This window comes from Achromobacter sp. MUI-25009338, from assembly GCF_057359325.1.
Genome location: NZ_CM170627.1, coordinates 559725 through 582735 on the forward strand (window position 1 = coordinate 559725; position 23011 = coordinate 582735).

The following is a 23011-nucleotide window of genomic DNA, read 5'->3' on the forward strand; positions in this document are numbered from 1 at the left end:
CCCATGCGTCAACCCCAATTCCTGACCGCGTTCCCGCGCGGCCCGCGCCGCGCGCGGAACAAGGCTCACGAGGCCGTGCGGCCGCAAGACCACGACGGCCGCCACGCCCATCACCAGCGCCATGCCGGCGCGGGCAGCGACTGGTTCTCCGGCCCGCCCGGCGGGCGCGGCGAGCCAGAAGGCCTGGGCGGCGACGGCGGCGGCTGGAACCGCAGCCGCAAGGTCTCGGGCGACGACCTGCAGCTGATGCTGCTGGGCCTGCTGGAACAGAACCCCAGCCACGGCTATGAACTCATCAAGGCGCTGGGCGCGCTCAGCAACGGCTTCTACACGCCCAGCCCCGGCATGGTCTATCCGGCGTTGACCTATCTGGAAGAGCTGGGCTACGCCACGGTCGAGCAGGCCGGCGCCAAGAAGCGCTACCACCTGGCGCCGGCGGGGCGCGAGCGCCTGGACGCCAACCGCGAGCGCCTGTCGCTCATGTTCAACAAGTTCAAGCACGTGGCGCGCAAGATGGACTGGATGCGCCAGGCCTGGAGCGGCCAGCCGCGCAGTACCGGCCCGGAGGGCGAGGACGCCGCCACCGGCTGGCTGCCGGAATTCGTCGAGGCCCGCCAGGCGCTCAAGCGCGCGCTGCTCGAACGCACCGACGCCGCGCCCAAGGAACAGCGGCGCATCGCGGCCATCCTGGCGCGCGCCACGGCGGAAATCACGGGCTCCTGTTCCTGATTCCGTACCTTCCTGGAGTATCCATGACCCGCACCGACCTCAATGTCGAACGCGTCCGCCACGAACTGAAGGCGCGCGTGCTGACCGTGGCACACGTCGAGCGCATCGCCGGCCTGCTGGCCCGCGTCACCTTCACCGGCGACGACCTGCACGACTTCGTCTCCGCCTCGTTCGACGACCACGTGAAGCTTTTCTTTTCGCCCGACCCTTCGCTGCCGCCGGTCCTGCCCAGCTTCGGCCCGGACGGCATCACGTTCCCCGAAGGCGCGCCCCGTCCAGCCGCGCGCGACTACACCCCGCGCCGTTATGACGCGGCGCGCAGGGAACTCGTGATCGACTTCGTGCTGCACGGCGACGGCCCCGCCTCGACCTGGGCCGAACAGGCCGCGCCCGGCCAGCGGCTGGGCATAGCCGGGCCGCGCGGTTCCTTCGTGGTGCCCACGGGCTTTGACTGGCACCTGCTGATCGGCGACGAAACCGCCTTGCCCGCCATCGCGCGCCGCCTGGAAGAGCTGCCCGAGACCGCGCAGGCGCTGGCCCTGATCGAAGTGCCGCATGCCGCCAACGAGATCGCGCTGGCCAGCCCCGGGCGCGCGACGGTCCGCTGGCTGCACCGCGACGGCGCCGCGCTGCTGGACGCGGCGCGCGAACTGCGCCTGCCGCCGGGCGAAGGCTATGTGTGGATCGCGGCCGAGTCCGCCGTGGCCAAGGCGCTGCGCGAAATCATGGTGGCGGGCCATGGCGTGGACAAGCGCCGCATCCGCGCCGCCAGCTACTGGAAGCGCGGCGCGGCCGCCGTGCACGAGTCGCACGAAGACTGAACGGCGGCCTCAGGCCGCGGCCAGCGCCAGCAGGTTGCGCACGCGCGCGCCCGCGCCGGGCTGGCGCACCGCCAGGCCCAGCACGGCGCGCGGCCAGTCCAGCGCGAACGGACGGTACACCACGCCGTCGGGGCGCAGATGGCGCAGCGAATCCGGCACGATCGCCACGCCCATGCCCGCCGCCACCAGGTTCACCGCCGAAGACAGCTGCGGCGCGCGCTGGCCGATGCTGGGGTTGAGCCCCTGCTGCCGGCAAGCGGCCATGATGTCCGCGCTCAGCCCGTAACCTGACTTGCGCGAATACAGAATGAAGCGCTCGCGCGCCAGGTCGGCGGGCGCCAGTTGCGCCGCGCCGGCCAGGCGATGGCCCAGCGGCAGCGCCACCACCAGCGGCTCCTGCGCCAGCTGCGTGAAGGCCAGCCCGCCGTCCAGCGCGAAGGGCGGCCGCACGAAGGCCGCGTCTATCGCGCCGCTGCGCAGCTGCGCCACCAGCGTTTCGCTATCGCCTTGCGACAGCGTCATCTCCACTTCCGGATAGCGTTGGCGGTATTGCCGGATCAGCCCGGTCACCACGCCGTTGAACGAAGCCGATTCCGTGAACCCCAACGTCAGCTCGCCGACCTCGCCGCGCGCCGCCCGCTGCGCGGTCAGCACGGCCGCCTGGGCGCGCTGCAGGATGTCCTGCGCGCAGGCCAGGAAGGCGCGGCCCGCGTCGTTCAGCGCCACGCCCCGGCCGTTGCGGTCGAACAGCGGCGTGCCGACTTCCTGCTCCAGCTGGCGGATCTGCTGCGACAGCGGCGGCTGCGCCATGCCCAGTTGTTCGGCGGCGCGGGTGAAGTGTTCGGCCTCGGCGGTGGCGACGAAATAACGCAGGTGGCGCAGTTCCATATCGGTATTTAGAAAGTATTAATTATCAATTTTCCATATATTGGACATTCTAGTGTCGCGGAACGATCATGGACGCATCCGATACGTCCTTCAAGGAATCCGCATGAACGCCCCAGTCAAACCCAGCACCCTGTTGCGCCAGCGCCTGGCCGCCGACGTCGTCGTGGCGCCCGGCGCCTATGACGGCATGTCGGCCCGCCTGGTGGCCGCGGCCGGCTTTCCGGCGGTCTACGCCAGCGGCGGCGCCATCGCGCGCGCCGCGGGCTACCCCGACATCGGCCTGCTGAGCTTTACCGAAGTGATGGACCGCGTGGAAAAAATCGTCGACGCCAGCGGGCTGCCGGTGGTGGCCGATGCCGACACCGGCTTCGGCGGGTCGGCCAACGTCGAGCGCACCGTGCGCATCATGGAGCGCGCCGGCGTGGCCGCCTTCCACATCGAGGACCAGTCGTTTCCCAAGCGCTGCGGCCACCTGGACGACAAGAGCCTGGTCGACGTGGAGGAAATGTGCCGCAAGGTGCGCATCGCGCGCCAGACCCTGAGCGACCCCGACGCGCTGGTGATCGCGCGCACCGACGCCATCGCGGTCGAGGGCTTCGACGCCGCGCTGGCGCGCGCGCAGCGCTACGTGGAAGCGGGCGCCGACATGCTGTTCGTGGAAGCGCCCGAGACGCGGGAGCAGATCCAGGCCATCGCCGAGCGCCTGCCCGGCCTGAAGCTCATCAACATGTTCTACGGCGGCAAGACGCCGCTGGTGCCGCTGCCCGAACTGGCGGCGATGGGCTATCGCCTGGTCATCATTCCGTCGGACCTGCAGCGCGCCGCCATCCATGCCATGCAGGCCACGCTGGCGGCCATCCGCCAGACCGGCGACAGCAGCGCCCTGGCCGAGCGCCTCACCAGCTTCAAGGAGCGCGAGGAGATCGTGCAGACCCGCCGCTACCTGGCGCTGGACGCGCAATAGCGGCGGGGGGCGCTATCCGGGGCAGCGCCGCGGCAGGGTCAGCGGCCACAGCCGCTGGCCGTACGAGCCGTACAGCGTGCGCACGCCGCATTCCATCGCCACGCGCGCCACCGGCCTGCCGGTGCGGTCGATGATGGAAGACCATTCCATGGTCGAGACCACGGCGCGCCCGTCCCGGAACGGCGAGACGGTTTCGTAGGCGGGCAGCAGCGCCATCTCGCCGGCGGCGTTGACGTAGCCATAGGCGCTGTCGGCGTAGACCGGCGCCAGGCCCTCGCTCAGGCGGCCCAGCGCATCGAACGCGGGTCCGGTGAGCGCGCCGCGGGCGTCGACCGCGCGCATCGCGCGGCTCGACAGCTGCGACACGGCATAGCCTTCCGAGTAGGCCGACGCAAGGCCCTCGGCGCTCACGCGGACCTTGCCGTCCAGGCCGACGTAGTCGGTCTTCTGCCTGCCCTGGTCGATGTAGCGCCGCAGCAGCGTGGGCGAGCCGGCCGGCCAGCTCCAGTCGCCATCGGGCAGGGCGGCGACGGTCTTGCCCTGCGCGTCGATCACGCGGTCGCCGTCGTCGTCGCTCACCAGGGCGCGGGCCGGCGCGCCGCGGAAGGTGCCGCCGATCACGGCGGCGGGCGCGATCTGCCACCGGCCCTGCGCGTCCAGATAGCCGCTGCGCGGGGCGCGGCGGATCTCCATCCAGTCGCCCAGGCGGGTGTAGCGCGCATCCTCCATGTCCAGCGCGTCGGCGCCGTCGGGCGAGATGATCCAGCGGCGCTTGCCGTCGTCGGCGGTAATGGCGCCGGTCTCATCGGCGTGGGCCTGCAGGTTGGGCAGGAAGGCGGTCAGCGCGCGGCCCTCGGCGTTGAACAGGGCGGAGGGGCGTTTGTATTCCTCCTGCTGCGGGCCGGCCTGCTGCACCTGCCACAGCTGCGCGTTGACGCGCCTGGCGGCATGGTGGCTGGCCGGCACGATCCAGCGGCCCTGCAGGTCGATGACGCCGCTGCGATCCGGCCCCAGCGAGGCCACGGCCTGGCCGTGCTCGAATTCGCCGATGCTGCGATAGCGCGCCTCGGCGATGACCTTGCCGGCCACGAAGTCGTACAGGCCCCAGGGCGCGTCCTCGGCCGCGGTCTCCACGAAACGCACCACGCCGGGCGCGACGATTTCCGTGTCGAAGTAACCCGCCGGCAGCGCATAGGCCTTGCCGTCGCGGTCGATCATGCGGCTTGCGCCGCCGCCGTAGGCCAGCGCATAGCCGTGGCGGAATTCCCCGATGTATTGCTGCGCGGGCAGGTCGATGGGCTTGCCGGCCGCGTCCAGCAGGCGCATGCCGTCGGCCGTGTGGGCGGCGTAGCGCAGGTGCCGCGCCTCCAGTCCTGCGGGCGGCTCGCCGTCGTACCGGTCGACGACGTCCAGCGGGGTCACCTCGGTCCAGGCGGCGTCGCTCACGATGCTGCCGTCGGCCAGCACCAGGCCGGCGCCGGTCTCGGTGTTGCAGTGGCAGTAGCCGTGGCTGAGCAGGCCCAGCGGGCCGCCGGGCATGTCCAGCGCCAGCGGCCGCAGCGCCATCTGCTGCGCGGCCTCGACCGTCTCGGGCTTGAGCAGCGCGCGGCCTTCGGCGTCGATCACGTTGAGCAGGCGGGTGTCCTGGAACAGCCACAGCCTGCCCTGGCGCACCTCCATGCGGCTGAACTCGCCCAGCCAGGCCGGCGCGCGGTCGCCGTACAGCCAGGCGCCGGATGGCGTCAGCAGCCCGGCCGACGTGTTTTGCGCGTCGGTGAAACGCACATAGCCGTCCAGATCGCCGACGACGGCCAGGTCCGCGCCCAGCTCCACCGGTTCGCCGCGGCCCGGGATCAAGGCCATCACCTTGTTGCCGGAGGGATAGAGCAGCGTGTCGCCAAAGCGCTGCGAACCATAGGCCTGATCGCCCTTGAGCCTGGCCACGGGCTTGCCTGCGGCGTCCAGCACCGCATAGCTGCCGCGCTCCAGCTCGGCGCTCCAGAATGCATTGCCCAGTTGCCTCAGTTCGCGGTAGCGCTGGCCCTCGTCCAGCACCGACCGGCCCTGCGGGTCCAGCAATTCCGCGCCGCGCGGCCCGTAGGCCAGGGCCAGCGCGCCTTCCTCGGACGGCTCCAGGATGTCGTCGTAGACCGGCTCCAGCGCCCAGTTCCACTGGCCGTCCACCAGGCCGTAGCGGCCCTCGTCGTTGCGCGCCACGTACAGCTGCTTGCCATAGGCGCGGATCAGATGGATGCCGGCGTCGCCGTAGCGGCGCTCGCCGCTGGCGGAGCGGTACTCCAGCTTGTATTCCAGCGTGGCCAGGGCCGGCACGCCGTCCTGCAGGCGCAGCGAGGCCACGCTTTCGTCCAGCGGCTCGCCCACGTAATTGCCCTTGCGGTCGATCAGATGGTGGCGGCCGTCCAGCGTGGCCACGGCCAGGCCGGCCTGCGTGAAGTTCTGCACGGCGTCGAACTGCGGGCGCACCGCCATGCGGCCGCGCGTGTCGATGAAACCCCAGCGGCCCTGCCACTTGACGGCGGCCAGGCCGTGGCGGAAGTCGCCCACGGCCTCGAATATCGGGTCGATCGCCAGCCTGCCGTTCTGGTCCAGGAAGCCCCAGGCATGGCGGCGCAGCGACCGGTCGCCGGGCGCCGGGCCGGCGCTTTTCAGTGCGCTGGGCAGCAGCACCGCCGCGCGCTTGTCCGACAGCGTGCGGATGCAGCCGTTGGCGTAGGGGCTGCCGGCGCTCGTGTCCAGTTCGGCGTAGCTGTCGTACGGGGCGTTCTCCAGGCAGCCGGCGTCTCCGTACTGCGCGTGGGCGGACAGGGACGCGCCCAGCGCGGCCAGCGCGCAGGCGAGACGGGTGATGCTGAATGCGCGTGACTTCATTGTTGTTCCGCTTTGGCGTTGTCGGGGGCGAGCTCGAACTTCCCGGCCGCGGGGCAGCTCATCTTCTGCTGCGGCCAGCTGATGCGGCCGAGGCGGTCCAGGATGGTCAGCGTGTCGCAGACCATGACGAAGGTCGCCAGCGGTTCTCCCTTTGTGTCGATGAACTGCGTGTATCCGTCCTGGCGCACCAGCGCGCGTTCCTCATGGAAGTCGCCGGCCCACGAGAACAGCGGCGGGATCGCATAGCGCCCGCTCAGGTCGATGTAGCCGAACTGCTTGCCGGTACGCTGCTTGCGCTGCGCCACGGCCAGGCCGTTCCTGAGCGGTCCCAGCCAATCGAAGTGCGGCCCCACGATGCGCTTGCCGGCGGCGTCGACGAAGCCGTAGCGGTCGTTGCCGCCGTCGCCGCTGTAGGGCACCACGCCTTCGCTGGCGAAGCGATAGCGCACGCTGTAGCTGCCGGGCACGCGCGCGACCTCGTTGCCGCGCAGGTCCGTCATGACGCTGCCGCCGTCGTCCTGGTACACGATGCGCTGCATGCCGGCCAGCGGCGTGCCGTCGCCGCGGCCATCCAGCAGCGTCTTGCCGTTCTGGTCGATCAGGCGGTAGCCGGCGCCGTCGTAGGCGCGCGCCAGGCCTTCCGGCTGCACGAAGAAGGGATTGAATTCGCCATACAGGGCGGGCACCTTCAGCTCGCCGCGGGCGTCGATGGCGCCTTCGCGCTCGTCGCCCTCCATGTAGATCCAGTCGCCGTACACCTCGTTGCGGCGCTGCCGGCTGTCGGCCAGGCGCAGGCCCGCGCCGTCCGCGTCGAACAGCATCAGGCCGGCGTCCTCCAGCTCGGCGATGTAGCGTCCGTCCTTCAGAGCGGTGGGCTTATTGGCCAGCGCCGGGCTGGACTTGCCGCTGCGCAGGTTGACGAGCCGGTAGCCGCGCGACGAGTCGGAAGCGCGCGGGCCGGTGTCGGGAACCAGCATGAGGCCATTGCCCAGGTATTCCAGTTCGTACGCGCTCTGGTAGGCGGGGCGCAGCGCCCATCGCCCCTTGCTGTCGATCACGCCCCACTGGCCCCGTTCCTGCACCAGGGCCCAGCCGTCGCGGAACGCTTCGATGCCGTCGTACACCGGCTTGAGCACCGGCGCGCCGGCGCGCAGGTTCCAGACGCCCCAGCGGCGTTCGCGGTTCTCGTCCGGCGCGCGGTAGCGGAGCATGTCGCCGTCCAGGCCCTCGGCGCCGTCGAGCACCGCGTCGGGCACGGCCACGGTCTTGCCCTGGGCGTCGATCAGTACCTCCTCGCCGCGCTGCGAGCCCGCCGGCCGGGCCCAGGCGTAACCGCCGCGGAACGGGCGCAGATTGCCGAAGCGCGGCGGGACCGCCCACTTGCCCGCCGCGTCGATCGCGCCGGCCTTGCCTTCGCGGGTGCGCACCGGCAAGGGCATGGACACGTCATAGGCCGAGATGTCGTCCCAGTCCGCGTTGGTCACGATCTTGCCGGCCGGCGTCAGGATGCCGATGGGCTGCCCATAGGCATGCGGACGCAGCAGCGCCAACGGCATCGGGGCCGTGCCGGCGGCGCCGCGCCTGCTTTCGTCGCGGCGGCTGAAGGCGGTGACGTCGTAGGCCCGCAGCCGCGCGACGGTGGCGTCGTCCAGCAGCGGCCTGCCGGCGGCGGCGTAGATCTGCACCAGCCCGCCCTGGCTGATTTCCGCGCCGCTGGCCGCGGCGGCGGCCGCGGCTTCGGCGGCTGCCGCCGCCGCATCGGCCGCGTCGGCGGCATCGGCGGCCGCACCCGCCTCGGACGCCGCCGAGACCGGCGGCATGGGAATCATCGGCGGCGGCGGCGCGTCGGCCGGCGCCGCCGCCGGGATGGCGGCGTCGCTTGCGATCATCGCGCCCGCGTCGTCGGCTGCCGGTTCGCCGCCGATGTCCTCGGCGGCTTCGGCTTCGACCGGGGCGGAGGCGTCCTCGGCCCGGGCCACGGCGTCCTGGCCCGGCTGTTCGGCGGCCTGGGCCTGCGGGGCGTTGCCGGGCTGGGCGCCGGAGATCCAGGCCTGGCCCTCGCGCACGTCCACGCGGCCCTGGCCGACGGGCACCCGGATCAGCCTGTCGGCGGCGTCGACCAGCAGCACGAGGTCGTCGTCGACCATGAAGCGCCAGCCTTCGCGATCCTGCACGCCGGCGTAAGGAGATTTGAAGCGATGCAGCACCTGGCGCTGGCCGTCCAGCAGCTGGGCCGGCCCGCCGTCGTCGGGACGGGCCAGCCACAGGCCGGGCGCCACAGACTGCAATTGCCGGTAGCGCTCGGAAGAAAGCGCCCGGCCGGCCGCGTCCACGAACAGCCAGCGCTCGTCGCGGCGCACCGCCAGAAGCGCGCCGTCGCGCAACGGCGGCTCCTGCGACTGCAGGGCCTGCGGCGTCACGGCCCAGCCGCCCGCCTGGTCCAGCAGCCCCCACCAGCCGCCATAGCGCGTGTCGCGCAACTGGGCCGGCAGATAGCCGCCGGTCGGCGCCGCCAGCCGCATCACGCCTTCGGGCAGCGTGGCCGCCTTGCCGGTCGCGACGTTGAACAGCCGCGGCGGCTGCGGGATTTCTATCGCCGCCAGCTTCTGGCCCGGCCGGAAACCCCAGCTGCGCGCGCCCAGCGCAAAGGTCTTGAGCGTCTTGCCCTGGCGGTCGATCAGCACGTCGCGGCCGTCCGCTTCCACCACCGCGCTGCCTTCGGCGTTGAAGCCGCTGGCGCGCGCGTAACGGGGTTCGATGGCCCAGCGGCCGCCGCGGTCGATATAGCCCCCAGCGCCCGTCCTTGTTCACCGCGGCCAGGCCGTTCTGGAACGGCTCGGCCTCGTCATAGGCGGGCGCGATGGCCATGCGGCCCTGCTTGTCGAGGTAGCCCCAGCGGCCCGCGGCGTCGCCGGCCGAGCCGGTCAGCACCGCGGCCAGGCCTTCGCTGTAGGGCTGGTGGCATTCCGGACGCGCGCCCGGTTCGAAGAAGTCGCCGAGGCAGCGCGCGATCCAGCTGGATTGCGCCTCGGCCGGCGCCTGCACCGCGGCCAGGCTGGCCAGTGCCAGGGCGAGCGCCAGCGGCTTGAAGTCGAACGAGGCCCTCGCCGCGGGGCGGGGCGGGACGCAACCGCCGGAACGTAAGGGCCGGGCGCAATGCCGCATGGTCGTATGCCTGCCAAGAAGATGGGAAGGCAGCACTGTAACCACCCGTAGCAGGCAATAACTCGGGAAATGTAACCATCGAAAACCAAGCGTTAACAAGCGCCCGGTCTGCGCGCCGGCCGGCGCGCTACAGCGGGCGGTGCTGGGTGCCCCCGCCCATGGTCACGTGCAGCATGCGACAGGGCTCCAGCACCTTGACCGTGTGCCACGCGCCCTTGGGTATCACGTAGGCGTCGCCCGCCTGCATGCGGATTTTCTGGATGCCGGTGGGCCACTCCAGCTGCAGCTCGGCCGCGCCCGACAGCAGGCGCACGACCTCGTCGGCCTGCGGGTGCATTTCCCATTGCGGCCAGTCCGAGGCGAAGCTGAACTCCGACAGCAGCCAGCCGCGGCCGTAGCGATCGAGTTCCTCGGGCGGCTGCGACCAGAACGCGTCGCCGCCTTCGACGGTGGTGCTGGCGCCCGAGGCGTCCAGCAGGACATAGTGCGATGACAGATCCGTGGTCATAATGCGCTTCCTGAGAGGGGCGTCGGAACAGTGTAAAGCGATATCATGTCGCTCATCGGCAATGGGAGAGGACGATGCGGGAGACGGCGGCGCGCCAGGGATTCGACGGGGTCAGGCCCGCCTCGGAGTCTTCCATCGAGATCGGTTTCTTCCACGAGGGCCGGCATTGCGTCGAGCGCATCCGCGCCAAGCCCACCGCCGCCAATCTCAAGCGCGCCGCCGAACGGCGCGCGGCCATACTCGAGGCCATCGCGCGCGGCGAATTCGACTACGATGCCGAATTCCCGAAGCGCGCCCGCGCGGCCAAGCCAACACAGGGTTCCGCATGACGAGCAACGAGCAACTGGAAATCAATGTTCTGACGCCCGAGGCCTTCCGCCCCTATGGCTGGATGCTGGGCAAGCCCATCCCGGACGGCAACGGCGTGCCGCTGTACTCCAACGCGGCCACCGATTTCTGGCAGGAGCACCTGTTCAACACCGGCGCGGGCGGCGACGCCGAACTGCTGTGGGTCAACTACCGCAGCCGCTCGCTTGAAATCGACAGCCTCGAAAAACACCTGCTGACCCAGCAGGCCATCGTCCCGCTGACCGGCGAGATCATCCAGGTCGTGGCGCCCAGCGCCGCCGACGGCGGCCCGGACCTGTCCCAGGTCGCGGCTTTCCGGGTGCCGCAGGGGCAGGGCGTGTGCATGCGGCCAGGCTGCTGGCACGCCACGCGCGTGGCCGAGGCCGAAGTCACCTGCCTGATGTTGACCCGCCGTTCCACCACGCTGGACCTGATCCAGCACCTGACCACGGACGCCAGCGCCAGCGAAAGCGCGATCCAGGCCATTCCGGTCTTGCGGCTGGAAAGCCAGGTCCAGGAGGCCTGAGCAGCCGCCCGCGGCGATACGCGGGCCGGCCCGGCCCATCCCTCGAAATGTTGGAGCACTGAATGCGCAACCGTCAGATATGCACCGGCTTTTTCCTGGCAACCCGCCGCGGCCTGCGCCTGGCGGCCGCGGCTCTCCTGGCGGGCGCGCTGGCCGGCTGCAGTTTCCATTCGCCCGACGCCGCCAGCGGTTCGCGTTCGGTCGGGATAGACGGCGTCACGGCGCAGCAGGCGCGCAGCATCGCGCGCGAGGCCTATCTGTACGGCACGCCCATGGTCGCCAGCTACCAGACCATGTACGCCTTCAGCATCGACAGGAACGGCCCGCAGTACAAGGGCCCGTTCAACACCATCAGCAGCATGGCGCGCGTCTATGCGCCCGAGGACAAGGCCTATGCGCCCAGCTCCGACACCGGCTACTCGTACGCGGCGCTGGACCTGCGCGCCGAGCCCGTGGTCGTCACCGTGCCGCCGATTGGCGGCGGGCGCTATTACGCGCTGCAGCTGATGGACCTGTACACGCACAATTTCGGCTATATCGGCAGCCGCAGCACCGGCAACGGCGGCGGGCGCTTCCTGGTGGCCGGTCCCGGCTGGAACGGCAAGACGCCGGCCGGCATCACCAAGGTGTTCCGGTCGGAAACCGAACTGGCCAACCTGGTGGGACGCACGCGGATCTACAGCGCCGCCGACGTGCCCAACGTCAAGCGCATCCAGTCCCGCTACAAGGTGCAGACGTTGTCTGCGTACCGCCGCCAGCGCGCGCCCGCCCCGGCGCCGGCGGTGGACTGGATCGCCGCCGAATCGCCGGCGCAGTTGCGCAGCTCGCTGGAGTTCTACAACCAGTTCGCCTTCCTGTTGCAGTTCGCGCCCGAGCATGCCTCGGAGCGCTCGCTGCGCGCGCGTTTCGCCAGCATCGGCCTCGCGGCCGGCGAGCCGTTCGACGTCGGCAGGCTCAACCCGGCGCTGCGCCGCGCCCTGCAGGAAGGCATGCACGACGGCCAGAACGACATCGACAAAAAGCGCGAGGCCCTGCAGGGCAGGACCGACGGGCTTTACGGCGACCGCAAGTCGCTGGGCAATGACTACCTGGCGCGCGCCACCGGCGCGCAGGTCGGCCTGGGCGGCAGCGGACGCGAGGAGGCCATGTCCCCGGCGCTGGAAAAAGACAGCTACGGCCAGCAGCTCGACGGCCGCAACAAATACACGCTGCGCTTTCCGCCTCGCGGCCTGCCGCCGGTGCGCGCCTTCTGGTCCATGACCCTGTACCGGCTGCCCGACCAGCAGCTGGTGGCCAACCCCATCGGCCGCTACCAGATCAACGCGTCCATGTTGAGCCGACTCAAGCGCGACGCCGACGGCGGCATCACCCTCTACATCCAGCCGGAATCGCCGGGCAAGTCCCGGGAATCCAACTGGCTGCCGGCGCCGCAGGGGCCGTTCATGCTGGCCTTCCGGTACTACTGGCCCAGGCCGGCGATGCTGGACGGCAAGTGGACCCAGCCGGAGATCCAGCGGGCGCCGGGATAGCGGCATGAAGCGCAACTTCAACATCCACGATCTGCGCATCTTCTATACGGTGGTCATGGCCGGCTCGACCCGGCAGGCCGCGCAGATCATGCACCTGACGCAGCCGGCCGTCAGCCACGCCATCTCGCGCCTGGAGAGCGCCACCGGCGTGCAGCTCTTCGACCGTTCGTACAAGACCTTGCGGCCCACGGAGGCCGGGCAATACCTGTACAGCGAAGCCAAGTTCGTGCTGGACGAGCTGGTGCGCATCGACGAGGCCCTGCACAGCATCGAGCAGTTCGGCGGGCGCGGGCTGCGGATCGCGGCGTCGCCGGCGCTGGCATTGGGCTACGCGCCCGATGCGGTGCGGCGCTATCTGGACGCCAACGGCACGCGGCCGTTTTCCATCGACATCGAATCCTCGGTGCAGGCGATCAGCGCGGTCGAGACCATGCGTGCCGATTTCGGCCTGGGCGCCGTCCACCGCGACAGCGCGCGGCTGCGCTTCACGCCGTTTCTGCGCGCCGACGTCGTCGCCATCGCGCACCGCGACCATGCGCTGGCGCAGCGCGAAACCATCGCGGTGGCGGACATTCCGGCCGAGACCTACGTCAAGCCGCTGTGGTCCGACTACGTGGTGGCGCAGGGCGATATCGCGGATTCGCTGATCCTGCGCTCGGGCATGCGCGCGCACATGTCGCTGCTGCCGGGCACGGTGCGGGCCATGAAGGGCATCAGCCTGGTGAACGCGCTGTCGGCCTGGGACATCGCGGCCGCCTATCCCGACCTGGTGGTGCGCCCGCTGGCGTCGCGGCAGTGGTTCGAGTTCCTGCTCATCACGCGCAAGGAGGCGCAGAACCAGGAACTGGCCGAGCGGCTGCTGGACGCCCTGCGCGCCGCCGCCCAGGAGCGCCGCACGGGCGTCTACGCGCAGGCCATCGAACTGGCGGGTTGAGCCGCCGGCCTTATTGCGGCGGCTGCCACGGCAGCGACTGCAGGTCGCCGTCGATGCTGATGGCCTGGCCGCTGATCATCGCGCCATAGGGGCTGGCCAGAAACAGCGCCATGTTGGCGATGTCGGCGGCGCGCACGAACTGGCCCAGGCTGACGCCGGCCAGTTCGAGCCGGGTTTCCTCCTCGACCGTCAGGCCCATGTTCCTGGCGCGCGCCTCGATCACCCGCTCGATGCGCGGGCCGGCCACCAGGCCCGGCAGCAGCGCATTGACGCGGATGCCGTAGCCGCCCAGTTCCATGGCGAGCGAACGGGTCAGCCCCACCACGCCCCATTTGGTCGCCGCGTAGGGCGTGCGCATCGGCACGCCCATGCGGCCGGCCACCGAGCTGACGTTGATGATGCTGCCGCCGCCGGCCGAACGCAGCGCCGGCAGCGCATGGCGCACGGTGTGGAACTGCGAGGCCAGGTTGATGCCCAGCGTCGCGTCCAGTTCCTGCGGCGCGATGTCGGCGATGCCGGCCGTGGGGCCGGCGATTCCGGCATTGTTGACCAGCACGTCCAGGCCGCCGAGCTGCGCCAGCGCATCCTGCATGTAGCGGTCGATTTCCTCGCGCCGGCCGACGTCGGCGCGCGCGTTGGGGTGAGGGCAGGCGGCCAGCGCCTGCGCGTCCACGTCGCACACGTGCACGCGGGCGCCGCGTTCGGCGAACGCGGCGGCGATGGCCGCGCCGATGCCCGCGGCGCCCGCGGTCACGATGACGCGCCGGCCGGAAAGGTCGACCGGCAACGCGGAAATATCGCCGGGAACGGAGTTCTTCATGCTCATGCCGCTTTCCTCGTACGGGTTCAGGGTTTCATCAGGCGGCAGGTGGATTCCTGCGGCGACGTGTAGACCTGGTCGCCCGGCACGCGCGCCACCAGCTTGTAATAGTCCCACGGCCCCTTGGATTCCGACGGCTTCTTCACCTGCATCAGGAACATGTCGTGCACCATCAGCCCGTCGGCGCGGATCTTGCCCTCCTTGGCGAAGAAATCGTTCACCGGATTGGCCCTGAGCCACTTCATGACGGTGTCGCCGTCGGTGCTGTTGGTGGCCGCGACCGCCTTCAGGTAGGTCGTGGCCGCGGAATAGTCGCCGGCCTGCAGCATCGTGGGCTTTTTCTTCATGCGCTCCTCGAAGCGCGCCGCCCACTGCCGCGAAGGTTCGTCCTGGTCCCAGTACCAGGCGGTGGTCAGGTACATGTCCTGGGCGGCCTGCAGGCCCAGCGCATGGACGTCGGAAATCAGCACCAGCAGCCCGGCCAGCTTCATCGCCGGCGTCAGGCCGAATTCGGCGGCGGCCTTGACCGCGTTGCTGGTGTCGCTGGCCGAATTCGCCAGCCCCAGCACCGTCGCGCCGGACGCCTGCGCCTGCAGGATGAAGGACGAGAAATCGGCCGCGTTCAGCGGATGGCGCACGCGGCCCTTGACCGAGCCGCCGTCGGCCTGCACCACCGCCGAGGCGTCGCGCTCCAGCGCATGGCCGAAAGCATGGTCCACCGTCAGGAAGTACCAGTCCTTGTTGCCTTCCTTCATCATGGCGCGGGCGGTGCCGCGCGCCAGCGACACCGTGTCGTAGGCGTAGTGCACGGTATAGGGCGTGCACTGCGCGTTGGTCAGCTCCGAGGCGCCCGCGCTCACCACGAAGAACGGCGTCTTCTTTTCCTCGGCCACTTTCGCCATGGCCAGCGCCGCCGCCGAATTGGCGCCGGCGACCAGCATGTTCACGCCCTTCTGGTCCAGCCATTCGCGGGCGCGCGACGACGCGATGTCGGCGCGGTTCTGGTGGTCGGCCACCAGCACTTCCACCTTCTTGCCGGCCACCGTGCCGCCCATGTCGGCCACCGCCATCTTGATGGCCTCGGCGCCGCCCGGACCGTCGGCGTCCGCCGACAGTCCCGACATGTCGGTGATGAATCCGATGCGGATCACGCCGTCGTCGGCCTGGGCCGCGCCGGCCGTCGCAAACAGCGCCGCCAGGGCGGCCGCGCACAGGGTTTTTTTCATGGTTGTCTCCTCGGGGTGTCGTTATTCAGAACGCGACGTTGTCGCGTCCTTTGAGCTGCAGCGTCTCACGCGCTTCGTCGGGCGTCGCCACTTGCAGCGACAGGTCCTCCAGAATCCGACGGATTCTTCGCACCTGGTCCGCGTTCGAACGCGCCAGCTCGCCCGGGCCGTCCCACAGGGAGTCCTCCAGCCCCACGCGCACGTTGCCGCCCATCGTTGCGGCCATGGTCGCCAGCGGCGTCTGCTTGCGGCCGGCGGCCAGCACCGACCAGATGTAGTCGCCGCCGAACAGGCGGTCGGCGGTGCGCTTCATCATCATCACGTCTTCGGGATGCGTGCCGATGCCGCCGCGTATGCCGAACACCGACTGGATCAGGAACGGCGGCTTGAGCAGCTTGCGGTCCACGAAATGCGCCGCCGTGTACAGATGGCCGATGTCGTAGCACTCGATCTCGAAGCGCGTGCCGTTGTCGCCGCAGGAGGTCAGGATGTGCTCGATGTCCTTGAACGTGTTCTTGAAGATCAGGTCGCTGCTGCCTTCGAGATAGGGGCGTTCCCAGGCGTGCTTGAATTCGCGGAACCGCTCCAGCAGCTCGTACATGCCGAAGTTCATGGAGCCCATGTTCAGCGACGCGACCTCGGGCTTGAACTGCAGCGCCGGCGCCATGCGGTCGGCCAGCGGCAGCACCGGCGAGCCGCCCGTGGTGATGTTGATCACCACGTCCGAGGCCTGCTTGATCCGCGGCAGGAACTGGGCGTAGAGCGCGGGGTCCTGGGTGGGCTGCCCGGTGTCGGGCCGGCGCGCATGCAGGTGCACGATGGCCGCGCCCGCGGCCGCGGCGTCCAGTGCGGAATGGGCGATCTCGTCGGGCGTGACGGGCAGGTGCGGCGACATCGACGGCGTATGGACCGAGCCGGTGATGGCGCAGGTGATGATGACCTTGTTCGGGGATTTTTTCATGGGTCCGGAGCGGTTCGGGGTTGTGGCTTTCCGGCGGTCTCCTTGCCGGGCTGACCCATTCTGTCGCGGGCCCGGGCCCGTGTCACCTGAACAGAAATAATCATTTGATAGGTTTTTCGGTGCTGCGCCGCGCCATCCCCCCAGACGAAAAAGCCCCACGCCGCGCACGCCGCGCGATAGTCGTCGGTACCGCCAGCGCAAGTGACGTGACACCCGGTTATTTCGTGCGTCTTTTGGGGATCAGCGTTTCACGAGATTCGAGCAGACGCCGCGTGTTCTCCAGCTCTTTTTGCAGCAATTCAGCATCTGGCAGCACCGTCCGGTAGTTCGCCGCCATCACCTTGGTCGGCAAGCCATCCAACGCATATCGCGCCAGGGCATGGCCCTTGTCGGCGCACAGGATCAGGCCCACCGGCGGATTTTCATCCGGGTAGGCCCAATGCTCCTTGGCATAGTTGCAGTACATATGCATCTGCCCCACGTCGGCATGGGTCAGGCTGCCCAGCTTCAGGTCAATGATAATCAGGCAGCGCAGCTTGCGATGGAAGAACAGCAGATCTACGCGATACCAGGTCTGGTCGATACGCAGTCGGCGTTGCCGCCCAACGAAGGTGAAGCCTTCGCCCAGTTCCAGCAGAAAGTCTTCCAGCCGCTGGATCAAGGCTGCTTCCAGGTCAGATTCCGAATACTCGTCCTTGAGGTCGAGGAACTCCAGCACATAGGGGTCTTTGATTGCATCATTGGGCGTGATGGCATCCTCGGGCTTGGCCACTGCCCCCTTGACCAGCATCCCAGCCTTGTCTTTGGACAAGGCTGTCCGTTCGTAGAACTGGCTTCCAATCTGCCGGTCGAGTTGGCGCACGCTCCAGCCGCCGCGCAGTGCCTCTGCCTCGTAGAACTGGCGGGCATGGTCATCCTTGACCGACAACAGGCGGACATAGGCCGACCACGGCAGGGTGAAGACCTGGGCCAGTTCGGCGAGGTCGAATTTCCGAGACACTGTCTCGGAATTCTCTATGGGCAATCCGTCTCCAGATTTCCGAGACAGTGTCTCGGAAATTGTCTCAAGGGGGTAAGCGAAGAAGAAGCGCCGCATGCTCTCCAGGTTGTCCGGGCTGAAACCGCGCCCGAATCGGGCCGTCAGGTCGGCGGACAACCGCGCGATCAACTGCTCGCCGTAACCGGCCCGCCGCCTGCCTTTCTGCTCGGCCTCGACGATCCGACGGCCAATCTCCCAATAGCTGGCTGTCATCAGTGCGTTGACACTGCGCGCCGCCGCCTGGCGCGCCGCGTCCAGCAGCTTCACGATGCCACCTTGGATACCGGCATAGCCAGCCGGTAAGGCGGCGGGTTTCCGCGTTGCCGCAGGCGTCTTCCTTGTCATGCTCTTGCCTCCATAGAACGGGACGCCCCGGTACTCGCCAGCCGCCGACTCGCCGTCAGTTCGGCCGCATCCCGCACCGGCTTGTCCTCGGTATGAACATAGTGCATAAACATCGCCACGGTCTTGTGACCTGTGTGCTACTGGAGTCATCGTGAAAAAAAAAACCGCCGCCGGAAACCCGGCGGCGGCTTGCGTATCTACTGCGGACCGGCTGCGGCTCAGTCGTTGCGGCTGGTCACTTCCACGAGGTGGTAGCCGAACTGGGTCTTGACCGGACCCTGGACCACGCCGACCGGGGCGCTGAACACCACGGTGTCGAATTCCTTGACCATCTGGCCCGGGCCGAAGGTGCCCAGGTTGCCGCCGTCGCGGCTGGACGGGCAGCTGGAGTTTTCCTTGGCCAGCTGGGCGAAGTCGGCGCCGTTCTCGATGGCGGTCTTGAGTTCGTTGGCCTTGGCCTCGGTGGAGACCAGGATGTGACGGGCGGAGGCTTGTGCCATGTTGAGCTCCTTGCTGACTCGTTTTTTGGGAGGGGGAGAGTAACGCATTCAGCGGACGGGCGCTGTAACCCTAGGGTAACTCGCCAGGGCCCGCGCGCCCGCCACGAATACGTATCCCTTCAATACAGCCCCCGTCAGCGCACCGGCCAGCCGTACATCAGCCCGCCGTCCCGGTACGAGGCGTTCAGGCCGCGCGGCAGCTTCAGCGGGCTGCTCGGTCCCAGGTTCTTCTCGAAGCTCTCGCCATAGTTGCCGATGGTCTTGATGACGTTGTAGGCCCACTTGTCGTCCACGCCCAGGTGCTTGCCCATGCCCGGCGTCACGCCCAGCAGGCGCTGCACGTTGGGATTGGTGCTCTTGAGCATGTCGTCCACGTTCTTGGAGGTGATGCCGTATTCTTCCGCTTCCAGCATGGCGTTCAGGGTCCAGCGCACCACGTTGAACCACTGCTCGTCGCCCTGGCGCACCATGGGGCCGAGCGGCTCCTTGGAGAAGTTCTCCGGCAGGATGTCGTACTTTTCCGGGTTCTCCAGATTGCTGCGCGCGGCCGCCAGCTGCGACTTGTCGCCGGTGAATGCGTCGCAGCGGCCCACTGCGAAGGCGCGGATGATCTCGTCCAGGCGTTCGACCACCACCGGCTTGAACACGATGTTCTGGGAGCGGAACCAGTCGGCCAGGTTCAGCTCCGTGGTGGTGCCGGGCTGCACGCAGACCGTGGCGCCGTCGAGCTCCTTGGCGCTTTTCACGTTCAGCGACTTGTTCACCATGATGCCCTGGCTGTCGTAGTAGTTCACGCCCACGCCGATCAGGCCCAGCGTGGTGTCGCGCGTCAGCGAGAGCGTGGTGTTGCGCGGCAGCACGTCGACTTCGCCCGACTGCAGCGCGGTGAATCGCTGCAGCGCGCTGACGGCCATGATCTTGGCCTTGGAGGCGTCGCCGAACATGGTGACGGCCAGCGCGCGGCACAGGTCCACGTCCAGGCCGATCCAGCCGCCCTTGCTGTCGTTCACCGAAAAGCCCGCCACGCCGGTGGACACGCCGCACTGGACGAAGCCCTTGCTCTTGACGCTGTCGAAGGTCGCGCCGGCATGGGCGGCCCACGACGAGAGGAACAGGGCGGAGCCCGCCGCGATCAGTTTCAGTGCTTTCATGATGTCTCCGCGCAAAGAAATACCGCCGGGCGGCGGCTTAGCGTGCGCGCAATGGTAGCCAGCGGCCCGGGGTGGGAATATCAGGGAATTCCCGTTAAATTCGCAGATCGGAATTTTCCCGTCGCCGAACATGAAAAAGCCAGAGGATCGCGCAGGCGGCCCGGCGGCGTCCGGGCGCGACTGGATGCAGCGCGCCCCGGGCGCGCGCAAGGTCGAGCGCATCGAAGCCTATTTCGGCGGGCATGGCTACGACATGCACCGCCATGACACCTATGCCATCGGCCGCACCCTGGCCGGGGTGCAGAGCTTTCACTACCGCAGCGGCATGGCGCACAGCCTGCCCGGCGGCACTATCGTCCTGCACCCCGACGAGCCGCACGACGGGCAGGCCGGCACCGAAGAGGGCTTTCGCTACCGCATGGCCTATATCGAGCCGGCGCTGATCCAGGAAGTTTTGGGCGGCAGGCCGCTGCCCTTCATCGCCGGCGGCCTGTCGTCCGACCCGCGCCTGTACGCGGCTTCCGACGCGCTGCTGCGCTCGCTGGACTGCCCCGACCCGCTGGAAGAGGACGACGCGATCTACGAACTGGCCAGCGCGCTGGACGCCGCGGCCGGCGCGCGGCGCGGACGGCGGGCGGTGGACTATCGCGCCGCCGAATTGGCGCGGGCCTATCTGCTGGACAGGCTGGCGCATCCCGTCACGCTGGACGAACTGGAACAGGCCAGCGGGCGGGACCGCTGGAGCCTGTCGCGCGACTTCCGGGCGCTATACGGCACCAGCCCCTACCGCTACCTGACGATGCGCCGGCTGGAGCTGGCGCGCCGCCTGGCCGCCGCCGGCCAGCCGCTGGCCCAGGCCGCCGTCTGGGCCGGGTTCACCGACCAGAGCCACATGACCCGGCATTTCCGCCAGGCCTACGGCATGGCGCCGGGCCGCTGGTTGCGCTGGCTGCGCGGCCGGCGGCCCGCCTGAGCCTGCACGATCGTACAAGACCGCAGCCGCGCCGGCCGGCACACTGCCGTATCCCGCAAACACCAGGAGCCGATCATGCAAGCATCCCAGGCGCAGCGTCCCGCGCAATCCATCAACTTCGAGCAGAAACTCGCCCTCATCGCCGACCGCTGGCAGCCACGCGTCGTCGCGGAGATGAACGACTACCAGTTCAAACTGGTCAGGATCGAAGGCGAATTCATCATGCACGCGCATCCCGACACCGACGAAACCTTCATCGTGCTGCACGGCCAGCTGCGCATCGACTTCCGCGACGGCCACGTACTGGTCAATCCGGGCGAAATGTACGTCGTGCCCAGGGGCGTGGAACACAAACCCTATGCGCGCGAAGAGGTGCGGATGCTGCTGATCGAGCCGCGCGGCGTGGCCAACACCGGCGACCAGGGCGGCGAACGGACCGCGCCGAACGACGTCTGGATCTGAGCGGCGGCCGGGCGGACGCTTCAGCCGCCGGCGATGTGCTTCCACAGCGCGCCGGCCGCCGCGGATTGCCGGCCGGCCGCCGAGCGGACCAGGCCGAACTCGCGGCGCGCCGCCGGCGTCAGGGGCAGGGCGCGCAGTTGCCGCAGGTCCGCGGGCAGGGTGGACTCCGGCACCACCGCCACCCCCATGCCTTCGCGCACCAGCGCGCAGGCGCTGGCCCAGTCGCGCACCGTGACGCGCACGTCGCCCAGCGCCAGGCCGGCTTCGCGCGCCAGGCTGGCGCCGTTCACGCGGCAGCCTCCGGTCGCCAGGATGAACGGCTGCGCGGCCAGCTCGGCCAGCGTCACGCCGGCGGCCGATGAGCGCCGGGCGAGGGCATGCGCGCCGGGCAGCAGCGCCATCCAGCGGTCGCGGCCCAGGATCAGCGCTTTCCGGCCAGCCGCCGGATTGAGCGTCACGCCCAGGTCGATGGCGTCCTGCGCCAGCCAGTCCTCGACCTCTTCGTCCGTGCCCTCCAGCGCCACCACTTCTATGCCGGGATGACGCTGGCCGAAGCTGCGCAACAGCGGCGGCAGCAGCGTCGAAATTACCGACGGAAAACTGCCCAGGCGCACACGGCCCCGGCTCAGGCCGCGGCTGGCGTCGGCCAGTGCGCGGATCGACTCCAGGTGGGACAGCATGGCGCGGGCGTGCTCGGTCACCTCGGCCCCCAGCGCCGTCGCCTTCACCTCTTTGCGCGAGCGCGTGAAGACCTGGATGCCCAGCGATGCCTCCAGTTGCGCGATGGCCTGACTGGCGCCGGATTGCGTCATGCCCACGCGCTCGGCGGCGCGCGAGATATTGCCGGTGTCGGCGGTGGCGGCCAGCAGACGCCAGTGGCCCAGGTTCAACATGATTAATTAGCTGAGCTAATGATAGAAAAATGGATCATTGATTTTACATATGCTGTGCGCCGCCGCAGACTGCTTCTCCATCACAACCCTTGCCGGAGACTTCATGAGGCTTTATTACGCACCGCATACCTGTTCGCTGGCGCCGCACATCGTGCTGCGCGAACTGGAGCTGCCGTTCGAACTGGTCCGGGTGGACAACCGGACCAAGCAGACTGCGGACGGACGCGACTTCCGGACCATCAACCCCAAAGGCTATGTGGCGGCGCTGGAACTGGACGACGGCGACGTGCTGACCGAAGGGCCGGCCATCCTGCAGCACCTGGCCGATCTGCGCCCGGACCGCAAGCTCGCCCCGCCTTGCGGCACGCGCGAGCGCACGCGCCTGCATGAATGGCTCAACTTCGTGACCAGCGAAATCCACGCCGGCTCGGCGCCGCTGTTCCAGGCGAGCATGCCCGCCGCCGCCCTGGCGCATTTCCGCGAGCGGCTTTTCAAGCGCTTCGATTACCTGGACGGCATCCTCGCGGATCGCGCCCACCTGATGGGCGACCCGTATTGCGTGGCCGACGCCTATCTGTACACCGTGCTGGGCTGGCGCCGCTTCTTCGCCTTCGACCTGCAGCGCTGGCCCGGCTTGCGCGCCTACGAGGCGCGCATCGCGGCGCGGCCCGCGGTGCAGGCGGCGCTGGCCGCCGAAGCGCAATGAGCTACGCGCGCAGCGCCGCGATCTCCAGCGGGCGTGCCCCGCAGGCCTGCACCAGTTCCTCATCGTGGCTGGCGAACAGCACCACGCGGTCGCGCGACCAGATCCTGAACTGCTCGGCCAGCGCCGACCTGGCCTGGGCGTCCAGCCCGTTGCTGGGTCCGTCGGCGACGACCACGGCGGGATCGCCCAGCGCGGCCGCGGCCAGGTAGACCTTGCGGCGCGAGCCAGTCGACATCTGCTCGAAACGCTTGTCCAGATGCGGCTCCAGCCCCAGCCGGCAGGCCAGGTCCAGCGCCCCGGCATCGACCGCCACCCGCTTGTCGGCGGCGACCCGTTCGAGCAGCTCGCGCCCGGTCATCTCGGGAAACGCGAGGCAATTGTCGGGCGCGAAGGCCAGCCGGGCGCGGGCCGCTTCGGGCGAACCCGACAGCGAATGCCCGTCGATCCAGACCTCTCCGCCGTCGGGCGCGATGACGCCGGCGATGATGTTCAGCAAGCTGGACTTGCCGGTGTTGTCTTCTTCGCACAGCGCGTAGCAGCCAGGCCCGAACGTATAAGTCAGGCCCCGGAACACGGAATAGTCGCCGTAGCGTTTGCTGAGATTGTCGATGCGTAGCATGCCGCAAGTGTACGC

The 23011-nt window shown here is 69.3% G+C and carries 22 protein-coding genes and 3 pseudogenes; 10 read left to right on the forward strand and 15 right to left on the reverse strand.

The annotated features are described in order from the left end of the window. Positions 1-3 precede the first annotated feature (3 nt). Positions 4-729 (forward strand): PadR family transcriptional regulator, encoded by a 726-nt coding sequence (locus tag AC1IQ6_RS02615; protein WP_485865765.1) that lies wholly within the window; start codon positions 4-6, stop codon positions 727-729. Positions 730-752: 23 nt separating this feature from the next. Then, positions 753-1550, forward strand: a complete 798-nt coding sequence (locus AC1IQ6_RS02620) for a siderophore-interacting protein (RefSeq protein ID WP_485865766.1) — start codon at positions 753-755, stop codon at positions 1548-1550. 9 nt (positions 1551-1559) lie between these two features. Here the strand turns inward: AC1IQ6_RS02620 and AC1IQ6_RS02625 are convergent, their stop codons facing one another. Next, the gene (locus AC1IQ6_RS02625) at positions 1560-2438 is read right to left on the reverse strand and encodes a LysR family transcriptional regulator (protein WP_102773373.1); all 879 of its coding nucleotides are present in this window, start codon (positions 2436-2438) and stop codon (positions 1560-1562) included. 103 nt (positions 2439-2541) lie between these two features. Here AC1IQ6_RS02625 and AC1IQ6_RS02630 point away from each other — a divergent pair, with 103 nt between their 5' ends. After that, on the forward strand, positions 2542-3402 hold the full coding sequence (locus tag AC1IQ6_RS02630; protein WP_485865767.1) for an isocitrate lyase/PEP mutase family protein: 861 nt from the start codon (positions 2542-2544) through the stop codon (positions 3400-3402). Positions 3403-3414: 12 nt separating this feature from the next. Here the strand turns inward: AC1IQ6_RS02630 and AC1IQ6_RS02635 are convergent, their stop codons facing one another. The 5 genes and pseudogenes from AC1IQ6_RS02635 to AC1IQ6_RS02655 form a co-directional block, all read right to left on the reverse strand. Beyond that, the gene (locus AC1IQ6_RS02635; RefSeq protein WP_485865768.1) at positions 3415-6291 is read right to left on the reverse strand and encodes a WG repeat-containing protein; all 2877 of its coding nucleotides are present in this window, start codon (positions 6289-6291) and stop codon (positions 3415-3417) included. Beyond that, a complete protein-coding gene (locus AC1IQ6_RS02640) occupies positions 6288-8996 on the reverse strand; it encodes a WG repeat-containing protein (RefSeq protein ID WP_485865769.1) in 2709 nt (902 codons plus the stop codon). Before AC1IQ6_RS02640 ends, AC1IQ6_RS02635 begins: the two co-directional genes overlap by 4 nt. Before the next feature lie 30 nt (positions 8997-9026). Next, positions 9027-9074: pseudogene (locus tag AC1IQ6_RS02645) on the reverse strand (hypothetical protein); the annotation flags it as partial. 55 nt (positions 9075-9129) lie between these two features. Beyond that, positions 9130-9456 (reverse strand): annotated as a pseudogene (locus tag AC1IQ6_RS02650) (WG repeat-containing protein); the annotation flags it as partial. A gap of 127 nt (positions 9457-9583) precedes the next feature. Continuing rightward, positions 9584-9964 (reverse strand): cupin domain-containing protein, encoded by a 381-nt coding sequence (locus tag AC1IQ6_RS02655; protein ID WP_102773377.1) that lies wholly within the window; start codon positions 9962-9964, stop codon positions 9584-9586. 74 nt (positions 9965-10038) lie between these two features. Here AC1IQ6_RS02655 and AC1IQ6_RS02660 point away from each other — a divergent pair, with 74 nt between their 5' ends. The 4 genes from AC1IQ6_RS02660 to AC1IQ6_RS02675 all read left to right on the forward strand — a co-directional run bounded on the left by AC1IQ6_RS02660 (position 10039) and on the right by AC1IQ6_RS02675 (position 13301). Next, entirely contained in the window at positions 10039-10293 is a 255-nt protein-coding gene (locus AC1IQ6_RS02660; protein ID WP_485865770.1) for an Arm DNA-binding domain-containing protein, read from the forward strand. After that, the gene (locus tag AC1IQ6_RS02665; protein WP_111826006.1) at positions 10290-10838 is read left to right on the forward strand and encodes an ureidoglycolate lyase; all 549 of its coding nucleotides are present in this window, start codon (positions 10290-10292) and stop codon (positions 10836-10838) included. The genes AC1IQ6_RS02660 and AC1IQ6_RS02665 overlap by 4 nt, the downstream gene beginning before the upstream one ends. 62 nt (positions 10839-10900) lie before the next feature. Then, a complete protein-coding gene (locus tag AC1IQ6_RS02670) occupies positions 10901-12367 on the forward strand; it encodes a DUF1254 domain-containing protein (protein WP_485865771.1) in 1467 nt (488 codons plus the stop codon). Between the two features lie 4 nt (positions 12368-12371). Next, positions 12372-13301, forward strand: a complete 930-nt coding sequence (locus AC1IQ6_RS02675) for a LysR family transcriptional regulator (RefSeq protein ID WP_209164659.1) — start codon at positions 12372-12374, stop codon at positions 13299-13301. A 10-nt stretch (positions 13302-13311) separates the two neighbouring features. Here the strand turns inward: AC1IQ6_RS02675 and AC1IQ6_RS02680 are convergent, their stop codons facing one another. The 7 genes and pseudogenes from AC1IQ6_RS02680 to AC1IQ6_RS02710 all read right to left on the reverse strand — a co-directional run bounded on the left by AC1IQ6_RS02680 (position 13312) and on the right by AC1IQ6_RS02710 (position 19343). After that, complete coding sequence (locus tag AC1IQ6_RS02680) at positions 13312-14127, reverse strand: SDR family oxidoreductase (protein WP_102773382.1); 816 nt, start codon at positions 14125-14127, stop codon at positions 13312-13314. 20 nt (positions 14128-14147) lie between these two features. After that, on the reverse strand, positions 14148-15347 hold the full coding sequence (locus AC1IQ6_RS02685; RefSeq protein WP_102773383.1) for an ABC transporter substrate-binding protein: 1200 nt from the start codon (positions 15345-15347) through the stop codon (positions 14148-14150). 25 nt (positions 15348-15372) lie between these two features. Beyond that, positions 15373-16308, reverse strand: coding sequence for a 3,5-dioxohexanoate:acetyl-CoA acetone transferase (kce, locus tag AC1IQ6_RS02690; RefSeq protein ID WP_102773384.1), 936 nt, complete (start codon positions 16306-16308; stop codon positions 15373-15375). 217 nt (positions 16309-16525) lie between these two features. Further along, the gene (locus AC1IQ6_RS02695; protein WP_485865772.1) at positions 16526-17692 is read right to left on the reverse strand and encodes a PDDEXK nuclease domain-containing protein; all 1167 of its coding nucleotides are present in this window, start codon (positions 17690-17692) and stop codon (positions 16526-16528) included. After that, positions 17689-17826 (reverse strand): annotated as a pseudogene (locus AC1IQ6_RS02700) (integrase); the annotation flags it as partial. The pseudogene AC1IQ6_RS02700 and the gene AC1IQ6_RS02695, both read right to left, overlap by 4 nt. 84 nt (positions 17827-17910) lie before the next feature. After that, positions 17911-18192 carry a peptidylprolyl isomerase gene (locus AC1IQ6_RS02705; RefSeq protein WP_102773385.1) on the reverse strand — a complete coding sequence of 94 codons (282 nt, stop codon included), beginning with the start codon at positions 18190-18192 and terminating at the stop codon, positions 17911-17913. A 134-nt stretch (positions 18193-18326) separates the two neighbouring features. Beyond that, on the reverse strand, positions 18327-19343 hold the full coding sequence (locus AC1IQ6_RS02710) for an amino acid ABC transporter substrate-binding protein (RefSeq protein WP_102773386.1): 1017 nt from the start codon (positions 19341-19343) through the stop codon (positions 18327-18329). 130 nt (positions 19344-19473) lie between these two features. Here AC1IQ6_RS02710 and AC1IQ6_RS02715 point away from each other — a divergent pair, with 130 nt between their 5' ends. Both AC1IQ6_RS02715 and AC1IQ6_RS02720 read left to right on the forward strand, forming a co-directional pair. Beyond that, positions 19474-20316 (forward strand): AraC family transcriptional regulator, encoded by an 843-nt coding sequence (locus AC1IQ6_RS02715; protein WP_485865773.1) that lies wholly within the window; start codon positions 19474-19476, stop codon positions 20314-20316. Positions 20317-20391: 75 nt separating this feature from the next. Continuing rightward, complete coding sequence (locus AC1IQ6_RS02720; protein WP_102773388.1) at positions 20392-20778, forward strand: cupin domain-containing protein; 387 nt, start codon at positions 20392-20394, stop codon at positions 20776-20778. A 20-nt stretch (positions 20779-20798) separates the two neighbouring features. On the opposite strand, the gene AC1IQ6_RS02725 is transcribed toward AC1IQ6_RS02720, so the two are convergent. Next, the gene (locus tag AC1IQ6_RS02725) at positions 20799-21671 is read right to left on the reverse strand and encodes a LysR family transcriptional regulator (RefSeq protein ID WP_485865774.1); all 873 of its coding nucleotides are present in this window, start codon (positions 21669-21671) and stop codon (positions 20799-20801) included. 103 nt (positions 21672-21774) lie between these two features. On the opposite strand from AC1IQ6_RS02725, the gene gstA reads away from it, so the two are divergent. Continuing rightward, a complete protein-coding gene (gene gstA, locus AC1IQ6_RS02730; RefSeq protein WP_485865775.1) occupies positions 21775-22377 on the forward strand; it encodes a glutathione transferase GstA in 603 nt (200 codons plus the stop codon). Position 22378: 1 nt separating this feature from the next. Here the strand turns inward: gstA and AC1IQ6_RS02735 are convergent, their stop codons facing one another. After that, positions 22379-22996, reverse strand: coding sequence for an ABC transporter ATP-binding protein (locus AC1IQ6_RS02735; protein WP_485865776.1), 618 nt, complete (start codon positions 22994-22996; stop codon positions 22379-22381). Positions 22997-23011 lie beyond the last annotated feature (15 nt).